The organism is Nonomuraea sp. NPDC052634, from assembly GCF_040678535.1.
Lineage (GTDB): Bacteria > Actinomycetota > Actinomycetes > Streptosporangiales > Streptosporangiaceae > Nonomuraea > Nonomuraea fastidiosa.
In genome coordinates this window covers 558,666-572,922 of sequence record NZ_JBFATY010000002.1, presented here as the reverse complement: position 1 = coordinate 572,922, position 14,257 = coordinate 558,666, and the positions used below count along the sequence as shown (strand labels likewise).

Here is a 14,257-nt window from a genome sequence, read left to right as displayed (position 1 = left end):
CTGGATGAGTCATGGGATTGCGTGTGCTTGCCGCCATGTCGGGCGGCGTCGATTCAGCGGTGGCCGCCGCCCGCATCGCCGAGGCCGGCCACGACGTCACCGGTGTGCATCTCGCGCTGTCGGCCAACCCCCAATCCCACCGCACCGGCGCCAGAGGCTGCTGCACGATCGAGGACTCGCGTGACGCGCGCCGCGCCGCCGACGTCATCGGCATCCCGTTCTACATCTGGGACATGGCCGAGCGCTTCCAGCGTGACGTGGTGGAGGACTTCGTCTCCGAGTACGCCGCGGGCCGCACGCCCAACCCGTGCCTGCGCTGCAACGAGAAGATCAAGTTCGCGGCGGTGCTCGACAGGGCGCTCGCGCTCGGCTTCGACGCGGTCGCCACGGGCCACCACGCCAGGCTGGTCGACGGCGTGCTGTCGCGCAGCGTCGATCAGAGCAAGGACCAGTCGTACGTGCTGGGCGTGCTCACCCGCGAGCAGCTCAGCCACGCGATGTTCCCGCTGGGCGACTCCACCAAGGCAGAGGTGCGCGAGGAGGCCGCGCGGCGCGGCTTGACCGTGGCCGACAAGCCCGACAGCCATGACATCTGCTTCATCGCCGACGGCGACACCCGCGGCTTCCTGGCCAAGCGGCTCGGCTCCGCCGAGGGCCCGATCGTCGACCAGAACGGCGAGGTCGTCGGCACCCACCAGGGCGCTCACGGGTTCACCGTGGGCCAGCGCAAGGGCCTGCGCATCGACCGTCCCGCGCCCGACGGACGTCCCCGCTACGTGCTGTCCATCGAGCCGGTCTCCAACACGGTCACGGTCGGCCCGCGCTCGGCGCTCGAGGTCACCACGATCACCTGCGGCCGCCCTGTCTGGAACGGCCCGTCCCGCTACGACGACCTGACCGTGCAGCTCAGGGCGCACGGCGAGGTCTATCCGTGCCGGTTCGAAGAGACCGGCGACGGCCTGACGATCGAGCTCGACCGGCCCGCCACGGGCGTCGCCGCCGGGCAGGCGGCCGTGCTCTACTCGGGCGACACCGTCATCGGGTCGGCCACCATCGTGTCCGCCGGCTGATCTTCTAGCTGATCGGCTAGCCGATCGTCACCGACTCGCCGACCGGGATGCGGCGGATGTCGGCCTGCTGCTTGTCGGCCTCCATGCGCAGCCAGTTGTCCACCAGGCCGAGGCCGATCTCGCCGTAGAGGCCGTCGTGCGTCGAGTACGCCCGCGCCGGGCGGAGCTTGCGCAGATACTCCACGGTCTCGGCGAGCTTGAGCCACGGCGCGCCGGTCGGCACCAGCAGCGTCGGCACCTCCACACCCGGGTCGGTCAGCGCGTCGCCCGGGTAGAAGACCTCGTCGTCGATCAGGAAACCGACGTTCTGCACGACCGCCATGTCGGGGTGGTTGTAGGCGTGCCACTCGCCGAACACCCTGACACGGAAGCCCGCCACGTCGAAGCCGTCGCCCTGGCGTACCACCTGGACCTTGCCCGGCACCTCGGTCAAGAGGGCCGCGACGCCCTCGCACGTGTAGATCTCCAAGTCGGGCGATGCGGCCTTGAGCCGGTCGACGTCCACATGGTCGGCGTGCTCGTGGGTGATGAGCACCGCGTCGGCGCCGTCGAGCACCGGGCCCCTGGTGAACGCGCCCGGGTCGATGACCAGCACCTTGCCGTTCTTCTCCACGCGGACGCAGGCGTGATCGTGCTTCGTGAGCTTCATGCGGCAGAGCCTACGCTTGTGCCCATGTCTATGTGGGAGGCCACCGGGGTCGGCTCGCACCCCGGTTCCGATCATCTTGAGGCGATCAGGGTCGTGTTCGGCGAGGTGCCGGGGCTGCCGTACCTTCCCGAGCTGCCCGCGCGGGGCGTCGGCGCCGACATGGTGGGGCGCAGCGCGGGGCTGCTGATCGACCTGCCGGTGGAGGTGCAGCCCTCGGGATGGCGGCTGACCGACCGGCCCGGACGCGACCACCAGCGCGCCGTCGATCACCTGCGCCGCGACCTCGACGGCCTCGAGGAGGTCGGCCACGACTACGCGGGGCCGCTGAAGCTGCAGGTCTGCGGGCCGTGGACGCTGGCGGCGTCGATCGAGCTCAAGCACGGCGACAAGATGCTGTCCGACGCGGGCGCCGTACGCGACCTGATCGCCTCGCTGGCGCAGGGCGTGGCCGACCACTGCGCCGAGGTGCGCAGGCGGCTGCCCGGGGTGACGGAGATCGTGCTGCAGCTCGACGAGCCGGGGCTGCCCGGCGTGCTGGCCGGTACGGTGCCGACCGCGTCCGGGTTCGGGCGGCTGCCCGCGGTCGAGGAGTGGCGGGTCGAGGAGTCGCTGCGCCACTTCGAGTCGCCGGTGGTGCACTGCTGCGCGCCGGATGTGCCGTTCGCGCTGCTGCGCCGGGCCGGCGTGCGCGGCGTGTCGGTGGACGCCTCGCTGCTGCGGCGGCGCGACGAGGACGAGCTGGGCGAGCTGTTCGAGGCGGGGCTGACGCTGTTCATGGGCATCGTGCCGGGCGTGGACACCCGGCTGCCGGACATCGGCGTGGTGGCCAAGCCCGCGCTGGAGCTGTGGCGGCGGCTGGGGTTCCCGGCCGACCGGCTGACCGAGCAGGTCGTGCTCACCCCGGCGTGCGGGCTGGCGGGCGCCTCTCCCGCCTACGCGCGCCAGGCGCTAGGCGCGTGCACGAAGGCGGCCCAGGTGCTCAGGGACGATCCCGCGGGCGAGGGCGGCTGAGACATGGTTTTGTCGGTGGCCGGCGGTAGCGTTTGCTCAGGTCGTCGTACGGAAGGAGACGTCGCGTGAGTGAGCCGGGCGGCGAGGTCGAGGGTGTGCCGGTGACCGCGCTCAAGCGGCATGCCGAGCTGAGTGAGCTGGTCAAGGAGGCGCGCTGGCGCTACTACGTGCTCGACCAGCCCACGGTGAGCGATGCCCAGTTCGACGAGTGGTTCAAAGAGCTGCTCGCGCTGGAGGAGCAATATCCCTCGCTGCAGACGCCCGAATCGCCCACGCAACAGGTGGGCGCGCCGGTGTCGGGCGACTTCGCCAAGGTTCAGCATCTCAACCGGATGGAGAGCCTCGACAACGCGTTCAACGCCGACGACATGGCCGCCTGGGCGTCGCGGGCCGAGCGTCTTGCCGAGGGCCACCCCGGTCCCTTCCTGTGCGAGCTGAAGATCGACGGGCTCGCCGTCGCGCTGGTCTACCGCGACGGCAAGCTGGAGCGGGCCGCCACCCGCGGCGACGGCCGCACCGGCGACGACGTCACCGACAACGTCCGCACGATCAAGGGCGTCCCGCACCGGCTCGAGGGCGACGACGTGCCGAGCCTGGTCGAGGTGCGCGGCGAGGTCTACATCCCGGTCGAAGACTTCAAAAAGCTCAACGAGCAGCTCGTCGAGCAGGGCAAGGCGCCGTTCGCCAACCCGCGTAACTCCGCGGCCGGCACGCTGCGGCAGAAAGACCCGCGCATCACCGCCCAGCGGCCGCTGCGCATGCTGGTGCACGGCATCGGCGTGTGGGAGGGGTCCGAGGAGCCGCGCGCGCAGTCGGAGTGCTACGAGCGGCTGCGCGAGTTCGGGCTGCCGGTCAGCGACCTCTACAAGGTGGTGCCGACGCTCGACGAGGTCAACGAGTTCATCGAGCACTACCGCGTGCACCGCCACGACCCGCCCTACGAGATCGACGGCGTCGTGGTGAAGGTCGACGACTTCCGCACCCAGCGGGAGCTGGGCTCCACCTCGCGGGCGCCGCGCTGGGCGATCGCGTACAAGTACCCGCCGGAAGAGGTCAACACCAAGCTGCTCGACATCCAGGTCGGGGTGGGGCGCACCGGGCGGGTGACGCCGTTCGGGGTGATGGAGCCGGTCTCGGTGTCGGGCTCGACGGTCGAGCGGGCCACGCTCCACAACGCCGCGATCGTCAAGAAGAAGGGCGTGCTCATCGGCGACACCGTGGTGCTGCGCAAGGCGGGCGACGTCATCCCGGAGATCGTCGGGCCGGTCGTGCCGCTGCGCGACGGGTCCGAGCGCGAGTTCGTGATGCCGACCCACTGTCCCGAGTGCGGCACCGAGCTGGCGTACGAGCAGGAGGGCGACGCCGACCTGCGCTGCCCCAACGCGCGCGGCTGCCCCGCGCAGATCCGCGAACGCCTGTTCTTCGCCGCCGGGCGGCGCGCGCTCGACATCGACGGGCTCGGCTACGTCGCGGCCACCGCGCTCACCCAGCCGCTGCCGCCGCAGGAGCCGGTCGTGCGCACCGAGGCCGACCTGTTCGACATCACCCTCGACCGGCTCATCCCGATCAAGTCGGTGGTCCGCGACCAGGAGACCGGGCTGCCCAAGATCGACCCGAAGACCGGCAAGGAGAAGGTCGTCACGTTCTTCTCCAACGTCAACGGCGAGCCCAGCCAGAACGCGCTGCGCCTGATGGAGGAGCTCGAGCGGGCCAAGCAGTCCTCGCTCGCGCAGGTGCTGGTCGCGCTCTCCATCCGCCACGTCGGCCCGCCCACCGCCCGCGCGCTCGCCGACGCCATGCGCTCGATCGACGCGATCATGAACGCCTCCGAGGAGGAGCTGGCCGCCGTCGAAGGCATCGGGCCCAAGGTGGCGGCCACGATCAAGGAGTGGTTCGAGGTCGACTGGCACCGCGAGATCATCGATCGGTGGCGGGCCGCCGGGGTCCGCATGGAGGACGAGCCCGCGCCCGAGAAGGGGCCGCAGACGCTGCAGGGCCTGACGTTCGTGGTGACCGGCACGCTCGACGGCTACACCCGCGACTCGGCCGCCGCTGAGCTCACCGGCCGGGGCGGCAAGGTGTCGAGCTCGGTGTCGAAGAAGACGTCGTTCCTGATCGCGGGGGAGAACGCGGGGTCGAAGTACGACAAGGCGGTGGACCTCAAGGTGCCGATCCTGGACCGGGCCGGCTTCGAGGTGCTGCTGAACGAAGGCCCCGAGGCGGCGGCCCAGGTGGCGACCACACCGGAGGACTGAACCGGGGGTCAGTTGAAGGGGGCGGCTCGCGGGCGCGGGCGGCCCCCTTCCGCGTTATCGCGCTCGTGCGCTCCCGCTGTGTCTGGCGGGTTGCTGCGGGATGCGCTCATGCTGCCCGTTGTAGGCCCGTCCTGGTCTGGCCGTTGCGGGCGCGAGCTGTCGCTCGAACCGCCGAGTGACCCGAGCGCCCCCTGGTTTCCGCCCTCACATCGGGGGAGTGCCGTCTGCGCGTCATCTCCTTCGACATCTCCTTCGAAGGAGGTGTCCGCTCTTCGATGGAGTTCGTGGGAGTCCGTGGACGTGACCGGGAGCGGCCCCGACGGTCGTGCTCCGGCCCCTCCGAGAACGGGGAGTGCGGATCTTCTTACGGGTTGTTTGCGGGGGTGGCAAACCGTTTGCGGGGGTTGGTCGTCTTCTATGCGAGCCGTGTGGGCGCTGCCAGGGTTCCGGCTGCTTCGGCGTAGGTTGGGGTCGCTGTGTGCTCGGTTTGCTACACAGGGTGCTTTTTGGGTATATGTCGGAAAGGAGAAGTGACGGAACGTACGCGCTTGGTTTCGCGAAGTGGGGTGAAGGTCGTACCCTCCCATAGTGACCTAATGGGGGTTCTGTTACCGATGACTGACCCAACCGACACCCGCGACAAAGGGCCACGCGTCGGCACGCCGTTGTGGGGTTATCTCGCGGGCGTCACCGTGATCGGCTTCACCGGTCTGGTGGTGGCCATGCTGCGGCTGGACCCGTCCGGTCTGGTGGAGCTCGCCCGCACCCCGCTGTTCTGGGTGCTGGCGGTGCTGGTGATCCTGGGCGAGCTGCGGCCCGTCATGGTGTCGTCGGCCACCGCCGTGGGCGGCACGTACCCGTCCACCATGTTCACCTTCGCGGTGCTGCTGCACCTCGGATTGCCCGTCGCGGTGCTCATGCAGGCCGTGGCGGTGGCGATGAACGGCGTGGTGACGCGCAAGGCGTGGCATCGGGTCATGTTCAACATCGCGCAGTCCTCCCTGGCGCTGATCGCGGCTGCCGTGGTGCTGAGCCTGTTCGGCATCGTGCCGAGCCCGGCCGCGCCCTGGGTGCCCGCGGGTGACGACCTGCTGGCCATCGCGCTGGCGGGGATCGCGTACTTCCTGGTCAGAGGCGCGCTGGTGTGCGGCGCGGTGGCGCTGCACGAGCGGCGCTCGCTGGTACGCGTGCTCAGGGCCAGCGTCGGCCCCCAAGCACTGGTGTACATCGGCCTGCTGGGCCTCGCGCCCCTGGTGGTGGTCGTCATGGACCACTCGCCGGGGCTGGTGCCGCTGTTCGTGGCCCCGCTGGCCGCCGTCTACTTCACCGCCACTCTCTCCTTGCGCCGCGACCACCAGGCCATGCACGACGAGCTGACCGGCCTGCCCAACAGGAAGATGCTCGTGGTCAGCACCGAGGAGGCGCTGGCCGAGGTGCGCCAGGACGAGCGGGTGGGGCTGTTCCTCCTCGACCTCGACCGGTTCAAGGAGGTCAACGACACGATGGGCCACCCGGTCGGCGACCGGCTGCTGCAGCTCGTCGCCCACCGGCTCACTCATGCCGTACGCCCGGGAGACGTCGTGGCGCGGCTCGGCGGCGACGAGTTCGCCGTGCTGCTGCCCTCGATCAGGGACGCCCACGCGGCCAGGGAGGTCGCAGCGAGGCTGCGCGCGGCGCTCACCGAGCCGGTGCGCCTGGAGGGCATGACGTTCGACCTCGACGCCTCGGTGGGCATCGCGCTCTATCCCGACCACGCGCCCGACTTCGAGCTGCTGCTCCAGCGGGCCGACGTGGCGATGTACCTGGCCAAGGAGGGGCGTACGGGCGTCGAGCTCTACCAGCCCGACAAAGACCGCAATTCTCCCGAACGCCTGACCCTGCTCGGCGACCTGCGCCGCGCCATCGACAACCGCGAGCTGCGCCTGCACTACCAGCCCAAGGTGGCGCTCGGCACCGGCGACGTGCAGGGCGTAGAGGCGCTGCTGCGCTGGCGGCACCCCGTGCACGGGCCCGTGGCGCCGGCCGACTTCGTGCCGCTGGCCGAGCAGTCGTACCTGATGCGGCAGCTCACCGCCTACGTGATCGAGGAGGCGATGCGACAGGCCGCCGCCTGGTGGCACACGGGGCTGCGGGTGCAGATCTCGGTCAACATCTCGGCCCGCGACCTGCTCGGCTCCGCCCTGCCCGAGCAGCTCGGGGTGGGCCTGGCCAAGTACGCGCTGCCGCCCGCCGCCATCCAGCTCGAGGTCACCGAGCGCATCCTGACCGGCGATCAGGCGTACACGCAGGAGACCATCAAGGCGCTGGCCGCGCTCGGCGTGCCGCTCGCGATCGACGACTTCGGCACCGGCTACTCCTCGCTGATCCGGCTCCAGCGGCTGGCCGTCTCGGAGGTCAAGATCGACGCCTCGTTCGTCCGCAGGATCGCCGAGTCGGAGGACGACTACCGCATCGTCCGCTCCATCGTCGACCTCGTACGGAGCCTGGGCCTGCGCTCGGTCGCCGAGGGCGTCGAGTCGGAGGAGGTCGCGATGCGCCTCGTCGAGCTGGGCTGCGACGCCGGGCAGGGCTGGCTGTTCTGCGAGCCGATGCCCGCCGAGGAGGCCGCGGTCTGGCTGCGCGACCGCACGGGCGGCTCGGTGGAGTACGAGTACCAGCCCGAAGTCAGCTCCGCCTGAGCGGATAATGCGTTCGGGGCTGCTACGTCAAGACCCCTAGGATGGCAGTGTCCAAAGACTCCATCCACGAAACGGGTTCAACGACTCATGTCCGCCATAACCCGCGACGAGGTCGCACACCTGGCCCGGTTGTCCAGGCTGGCGCTCAGCGACGACGAACTCGATCACTACGCCACCCAGCTCGATGCGATCATCGAGTCGGTCGCGAAGGTGGCCGAGGTCGCCGCCGAGGATGTGCCGCCTTCGTCGCACGCGCTTCCGCTGACCAATGTCTTCCGTGCCGACGAGGTGCGACAGTCTCTGACGCCCGACCAGGCGCTCGCCGGCGCGCCCGCCGTCGAGGACGACCGCTTCCGGGTGCCGCGCATCCTCGGGGAGGAGGCATGAGCCTGATCCGCAAGACCGCCGCCGAGCTCGGCGCGATGATCGCCGCGGGCGAGGTGTCGGCCGTCGAGGTGGCCGAGGCGCACCTCGACCGCATGGCCGAGGTCGAGCCGAAGGTGCAGGCGTTCCTCCACGTCGATCGGGAGACCACGCTGGAGCAGGCCCGCGCGGTGGACGCCCGGCTGCGGGCGGGGGAGAAGCTGGGCCCGCTGGCCGGTGTGCCGGTCGCCCACAAGGACATCTTCACCACGCGCGACATGCCGACGACGGCCGCGTCCAAGATCCTCGAAGGCTGGCGGCCGCCGTACGACGCCACCGTCACCGCCCGCCTGCGCGAGGCCGGCCTGGTCATCCTGGGCAAGACGAACCTCGACGAGTTCGCCATGGGCTCATCGACGGAGAACTCCGCCTACCAGGTCACCCGCAACCCGTGGGACCTGAGCAGGGTGCCCGGCGGTTCGTCCGGCGGGTCGAGCGCCGCCGTGGCCGCCTACGAGGCGCCGCTGTCCACCGGCACCGACACCGGCGGCTCCATCCGGCAGCCCGCCGCCGTCACCGGCATCGTCGGCATGAAGCCCACCTACGGCGGCTCGTCCCGCTACGGCCTGATCGCGTTCGCCAGCTCGCTGGACACGCCTGGCCCGTTCGCGCGTAACGTGCTCGACGCGGCGCTGCTGCACGAGGCGTTCTCCGGCTACGACCCGATGGACTCCACCTCCATCGACGCGCCGGTGCCCTCGGTGGTCGAGGCCGCCAAGCACCCCGACGTCGCCGGCATGCGCATCGGCGTGGTCAAGGAGTTCTCCGGCGAGGGCTACCAGCCGGGCGTGCTGGCCCGCTACAACGAGGCCGTGCAACTGCTGGAGTCGCTCGGGGCCAAGGTCGTCGAGGTCTCCTGCCCGTCGTTCAAGACCGCGCTGCCCGCCTACTACCTGATCGCGCCGTCGGAGTGCTCGTCCAACCTGGCCCGCTTCGACGCCATGCGCTACGGCCTGCGCGTCGGCGACGACGGCACCCGCAGCGCCGAGGAGGTCATGGCGCTGACCAGGGCGGCCGGGTTCGGTCCGGAGGTCAAGCGGCGCATCATGCTCGGCACGTACGCGCTGTCCAGCGGCTACTACGACGCCTACTACGGCCAGGCCCAGAAGGTGCGCACGGTCATCGCCCGGGAGTTCGAGGCCGCCTACCAGCAGGTCGACGTCCTGGTCTCGCCCACCACGCCGACCACGGCGTTCCCGATCGGCGAGCGCACCGACGACCCGATGTCGATGTACCTCGCCGACCTGTGCACCATCCCGTCCAACCTGGCGGGCAACGCGGCCATCTCCGTGCCGGTGGGTCTGGCCGACGAGGACAACCTGCCGGTCGGCCTGCAGATCATGGCCCCGGTCCTGGCCGACGACCGCTGCTACCGCGTCGGCGCGGCCGTGGAGCAGGCCCTGGAGAGCCGCTGGGGCGGCAGCCTGCTGTCCAAGGCACCGGAGCTGGCGTGACACGCAACGAGCTGAAACTGAGGACCTCACCATGACTGCCGGTACGCTCATGCCGTACGACGAAGCGCTCGAGCGCTTCGAGCCGGTGCTCGGCCTCGAGACGCATGTCGAGCTGGGCACCAAGTCGAAGATGTTCTGCGGTTGCAAGACGACCTTCGGCGCGCCGCCCAACACGCAGGTCTGCCCCACCTGCCTGGCGCTCCCCGGGGCGCTGCCGGTGGCCAACCAGAAGGCCATCGAGTCGACGATCCGCATCGGCCTGGCGCTGAACTGCTCGATCGCCGAATGGTGCCGCTTCGCCCGGAAGAACTACTTCTATCCGGACATGCCGAAGAACTACCAGATCTCCCAGTACGACGAGCCGCTCTGCTACGACGGCTACATCGATGTGGAGGTCGAGGGCAAGACGGTCAGGATCGGCATCGAGCGGGTGCACCTGGAGGAGGACACCGGCAAGTCCACCCACGTGGGCGGTGCCACCGGCCGCATCCACGGCGCCGACTACTCGATCGTCGACTACAACCGCGCCGGCATCCCGCTGGTCGAGATCGTGACCAAGCCCATCCCGGGCGCCGACCGGCTCGCGCCGGAGGTGGCCAGGGCCTACGTCACCGAGCTGCGCGAGATCATGCGTTCGCTGGGCGTCTCCGACGTGCGCATGGAGGAGGGCTCGCTGCGGTGTGACGTCAACGTCTCGCTGATGCCGCGCGGGTCGTCGGAGTGGGGCACCCGTACGGAGACCAAGAACGTCAACTCCCTGCGCAGTGTCGAGCGCGCCGTGCGCAGCGAGATCGAGCGGCAGGCGGCGGTGCTGGCCGGGGGCGGGAAGGTCATCCAGGAGACCCGCCACTTCCACGAGGACACCGGCACCACCACCTCCGGCCGGTCCAAGGAGGAGGCGCAGGACTACCGCTACTTCCCCGAGCCCGACCTGGTGCCGATCGCGCCCGACAAGGCGTGGGTGGCCGAGCTGAAGGCCGCGCTGCCCGAGCTGCCGTCGGTCAAGCGCAAGCGGCTGCAGGCCGAGTGGGGCCTGTCCGACCTCGACATGCAGGCCATGCACAACGCCGACGCGATCGACCTGGTCGAGGCCACGGTCGCGGCCGGTGCCCCGCCGGCCGACGCCCGCAAGTGGTGGATGGGCGAGCTGGCGCGGCGGGCCAACGAGACCGGCGTGGCGCTGGCCGACCTGCCGATCACGCCCGAGCAGATCGCCCGGGTGACCGAGCTGGTCGCCTCCGGCGCGCTCAACGACAAGCTGGCGCGCGAGGTGCTCGAAGGCGTGCTGGCCGGCGAGGGCACGCCGGACGAGGTCGTCGAGCGGCGCGGCCTGCGCATCGTCAACGACGAGGGCGAGCTGTCCGCGCTCATCGACCAGGTGCTGGCCGAGAACGCCGACGCGGCCGAGAAGGTCCGCTCCGGGAAGATCGCCGCGGCCGGTGCGCTGGTCGGCGGCGTGATGCGGGCCAGCAAGGGCAAGGCCGACGCGGCCAGGGCCCGCCAGCTCATCCTGGAGAAGCTCGGCGTCCAGGAGTGACCGCGGCGAAGACGGCCCCTCCCCGCGGGTGAGGCCGTCTTGGCGAAAGGCCGTCAAGGAGGGTCCCGCGTGGGCGGGGCCCTCCTTTCGCGTTCAGATGCCTGCGGGCGCCTTCCTTTCCGGCTCCGTACGTGCGGGCGCGTTGCGCCGGGCGTACCACCGCCTGATCAGCGGGCTGAGCAGGGCGAGCAGGGACAGCGCGAGCAGGACGACCGCGACCGGGCTGCGCACGAGCACGGTCACGTCGCCCGCCCCGATGGCCAGTGCCCGGCGGAGCTGGATCTCGGCCATCGGCCCCAGGATCATCCCGATCACGGCGGGCGCGATCGGCAGGCCGAAGCGGCGCATGGCGTAGCCGAGCAGGCCCAGGACGTACAGGACGAACAGGTCAACGACGGTGCCGTTGAGCGCGTAGACGCCGAGCGCGGCGAACAGCACGATCCCGGCGTACAGGTACGGGCGGGGGATGCGCAGCATGCGCGCCCACACCGGGGCCAGCGGCAGGTTGAGCACCAGCAGCATCGTGTTGCCGAGGAACAGCGACGCGATCATGCCCCAGACCAGCGCCGGGTTGTGGTCGAAGAGCTGCGGGCCGGGCTGCAGGCCGTACTGCTGGAACGCGGCCAGCATGATCGCGGCCGTGGCCGAGGTCGGCAGGCCCAGCGTGAGCAGCGGGACCAGGGTGCCGGCCGCGGAGGCGTTGTTGGCCGCCTCGGGACCGGCCACGCCCTCGATGGCGCCCTTGCCGTACTCCTCCTTGGCCACGCCCTTGGCCAGGCGCTTCTCGGCCGCGTACGACAGGAACGTCGGGATCTCGGCCCCGCCGCCGGGCAGCGCGCCGAACGGGAAGCCCAGGGCCGTGCCGCGCAGCCATGGTTTCCACGAGCGCCGCCAGTCGGAGCGCCCCATCCAGGCCCGGCCCACCGGTACCACCTCGGGAGGCGCGTGCCGCAGGCGGCTGGCGACGTACAGGGACTCGCCGAGCGCGAACAGGCCGACCGCGACGATCACCACGTCGATGCCGTCGAGCAGCTGCGGGATGCCGAGCGTGAGCCGCGCCTGCCCGGTCTGCTGGTCGATGCCGATCAGCCCGATCACCAGGCCGAGCCCCAGCGATGCCAGGCCGCGCACGATCGAGCGCGACAGCACCGAGGAGACGGCGGTGAAGGCGAGGATGGCGAGCGCGAAGTAGTCCTCGGGACCGAACGAGATCGCGAAGCTCACCACCGCGGGCGCGGCCACCACGAGCAGCGCCGTGGCGATCGTGCCGGCCACGAACGAGCCGATGGCGGCCGTGGCGAGGGCCTGCGCCGCCCGCCCGCGCCTGGCCATCTTGTTGCCCTCAAGCGCCGTGATCATCGACGATGACTCGCCGGGCGTGTTGAGCAGGATCGAAGTGGTCGAGCCGCCGTACATGCCGCCGTAGTAGATGCCGGCGAACATGATGAACGCGCTGGTCGGCGGCACGGTGAAGGTGATCGGCAGCAGCAGCGCCACGGTCATCGCGGGCCCGATGCCGGGCAGCACGCCGACGAGCGTGCCGAGCGTGACGCCGACGAGCGCGTACAGGAGGTTGACGGGGGTCAGCGCGGCGGCGAAGCCGTCGAGCAGGAGCTGGAACGAGGTCACCTCAGATCAGCCCCTCCAGCGGCCCGGCGGGCAGCGAGACGCCGAGCCCCTTCACGAACAGCAGGTACGTCACCACGCCCATGACCACCGCGATCCCGGCCGCGCGCAGCCGGTGCCCGGCCCCCAGCACGACGGCCAGGCCGAAGAACAGCAGGCTCGCGCCGATGATCCAGCCGAGCAGGTCGAGCAGCGCGGCGAAGGCCAGGAAGACGCCGCTGACCAGGCTCAGCGTGCGCCAGTCCGTGGGCGCGTCGGCGTCGACGTCCTCGCTCTCCTCAGGGTCGGCGCGGCCGCCGCGCAGCACGTCGGCCACGTAGAACAGGCCGATGAGCACCATCGCGCCGCCCACCAGCATGGGGAAGAACCGCGGCCCGAGGCCGAGCTGGGAGGCCGCGGCCGACACGTCGAGCGTGCCGACCACGACGAGCACGCCCAGCAGCAGCACCACGAGCGCCAGCCCGAGCTCGGGCCGCCACCAGCGAGCCATCAGGACACGAGCCCCATCTCGGCGATGATGCCCTTGACCCTGGTCTGCTCGGCGGCGAGGAAGTCGGCGAACTCCTGCCCGGTCTGGAACGAGTCGATCCAGCCGTTCTTGGCCACCGCGTCCTTCCACGGCTGCGCGTCGTGCATCTTGGTGACCAGGTCGGTCAGGGCCTTCTTGTCGGCGTCGGAGAGCCCGCCGGGGGCCACGAAGCCGCGCCAGTTGGACAGCTCGACGTCCAGCCCGGCCTCCTTCAGGGTGGGCGCGTCGAGGTCGGGCAGCCGCTCGCCGGAGGTGACGCCCAGCGCGCGGAGCTTGCCGGACTTCACGTGCTCGGCGAACTCGCCCACCCCCGAGATGCCGGCGCTGACCTTGTTGCCGAGCAGCTCGTTCAGCGCCTCGCCGCCGCCCGAGTGCGCGATGTAGTTGACCTGCTTGGGGTCCACGCCTGCGGCCTTGGCCATCAGCCCGGCCACGATGTGGTCGGTGCCGCCCGCCGAGCCGCCCGAGATCGACACCTTCGCCGGGTCGGCCTTCCAGGCGGCGACCAGGTCGGCCAGCGTCTTGAACGGCGACTCGGCCGGGACGACGACGATCTCGTACTCCTCGGTCAGCTTGGCGATGGGCGTGGTCTCGGCCAGCGTGACCTTCGACTTGTTCTGCTCGATGGCGCCCACCATGACCAGGCCCATGGTCATCAGCAGGTTGCCGTTGCCCTTCTCGCCGGCGAGCTGGGCCAGGCCGATCGTCCCGCCGGCGCCGGGCACGTTGTACACCTCGACCTTGCGGTCCGGCACGGCGGCCTTGAACGCCTGCTCGGCCACGCGGGAGGTCTGGTCCCAGCCGCCGCCGGGCGAGGCGGGGGCCATGATGCGCAGGGTGGCGTTCGCGGACGCGCCGCCTCCGCCGGCGCCGCCGCAGGCCGTCAACGCGCCCAGGGTGAGTGCCGCGAGGGCGGCGAATACGCGCAAGCGCATGTTCACTCCAAGGTGGGGGAATTCACAGTCGTCGGGAGTGGCATGGTGAGGTCCTATTCCCCGCCACGTCGAGGCTTTGCGTGGTTGCCG

Annotated in this window: 11 protein-coding genes; 7 read left to right on the top strand and 4 right to left on the bottom strand. The window is 70.8% G+C overall.

Translation table 11 applies throughout. From position 1 onward, the window contains the following. The first annotated feature begins 11 nt into the window (after positions 1-11). Complete coding sequence (mnmA, locus tag AB0K67_RS15260; RefSeq protein ID WP_364059090.1) at positions 12-1,070, top strand: tRNA 2-thiouridine(34) synthase MnmA; 1,059 nt, start codon at positions 12-14, stop codon at positions 1,068-1,070. Between the two features lie 16 nt (positions 1,071-1,086). Here mnmA and AB0K67_RS15255 read toward each other — a convergent pair whose 3' ends face one another. Continuing rightward, positions 1,087-1,719, bottom strand: a complete 633-nt coding sequence (locus AB0K67_RS15255) for an MBL fold metallo-hydrolase (RefSeq protein WP_364059087.1) — start codon at positions 1,717-1,719, stop codon at positions 1,087-1,089. Positions 1,720-1,743: 24 nt separating this feature from the next. Between AB0K67_RS15255 and AB0K67_RS15250 the strand changes: the two genes are divergently transcribed. From AB0K67_RS15250 to gatB, 6 genes are all read left to right on the top strand, one after another. Further along, positions 1,744-2,730, top strand: coding sequence for a methionine synthase (locus AB0K67_RS15250; RefSeq protein ID WP_364059084.1), 987 nt, complete (start codon positions 1,744-1,746; stop codon positions 2,728-2,730). Positions 2,731-2,795: 65 nt separating this feature from the next. Then, complete coding sequence (ligA, locus tag AB0K67_RS15245; protein ID WP_364059081.1) at positions 2,796-4,985, top strand: NAD-dependent DNA ligase LigA; 2,190 nt, start codon at positions 2,796-2,798, stop codon at positions 4,983-4,985. Positions 4,986-5,599: 614 nt separating this feature from the next. Continuing rightward, the gene (locus AB0K67_RS15240; RefSeq protein ID WP_364059078.1) at positions 5,600-7,663 is read left to right on the top strand and encodes an EAL domain-containing protein; all 2,064 of its coding nucleotides are present in this window, start codon (positions 5,600-5,602) and stop codon (positions 7,661-7,663) included. 87 nt (positions 7,664-7,750) lie between these two features. Beyond that, positions 7,751-8,050: an Asp-tRNA(Asn)/Glu-tRNA(Gln) amidotransferase subunit GatC gene (gene gatC / locus AB0K67_RS15235; protein ID WP_364059075.1), complete on the top strand. Its 300-nt coding sequence runs from the start codon at positions 7,751-7,753 to the stop codon at positions 8,048-8,050. After that, complete coding sequence (gatA, locus tag AB0K67_RS15230) at positions 8,047-9,540, top strand: Asp-tRNA(Asn)/Glu-tRNA(Gln) amidotransferase subunit GatA (RefSeq protein WP_364059072.1); 1,494 nt, start codon at positions 8,047-8,049, stop codon at positions 9,538-9,540. The genes gatC and gatA overlap by 4 nt, the downstream gene beginning before the upstream one ends. A gap of 31 nt (positions 9,541-9,571) precedes the next feature. After that, complete coding sequence (gatB, locus tag AB0K67_RS15225; protein ID WP_364059069.1) at positions 9,572-11,077, top strand: Asp-tRNA(Asn)/Glu-tRNA(Gln) amidotransferase subunit GatB; 1,506 nt, start codon at positions 9,572-9,574, stop codon at positions 11,075-11,077. Between the two features lie 93 nt (positions 11,078-11,170). Here the strand turns inward: gatB and AB0K67_RS15220 are convergent, their stop codons facing one another. The 3 genes from AB0K67_RS15220 to AB0K67_RS15210 are packed head-to-tail and all read right to left on the bottom strand — an operon-like array spanning position 11,171 to position 14,167. Continuing rightward, positions 11,171-12,706 (bottom strand): tripartite tricarboxylate transporter permease, encoded by a 1,536-nt coding sequence (locus AB0K67_RS15220; protein WP_364059066.1) that lies wholly within the window; start codon positions 12,704-12,706, stop codon positions 11,171-11,173. 1 nt (position 12,707) lies between these two features. Then, positions 12,708-13,193: a tripartite tricarboxylate transporter TctB family protein gene (locus tag AB0K67_RS15215; RefSeq protein WP_364059063.1), complete on the bottom strand. Its 486-nt coding sequence runs from the start codon at positions 13,191-13,193 to the stop codon at positions 12,708-12,710. Then, a complete protein-coding gene (locus AB0K67_RS15210; protein WP_364059060.1) occupies positions 13,193-14,167 on the bottom strand; it encodes a tripartite tricarboxylate transporter substrate binding protein in 975 nt (324 codons plus the stop codon). Before AB0K67_RS15210 ends, AB0K67_RS15215 begins: the two co-directional genes overlap by 1 nt. Between the last annotated feature and the right edge of the window lie 90 nt (positions 14,168-14,257).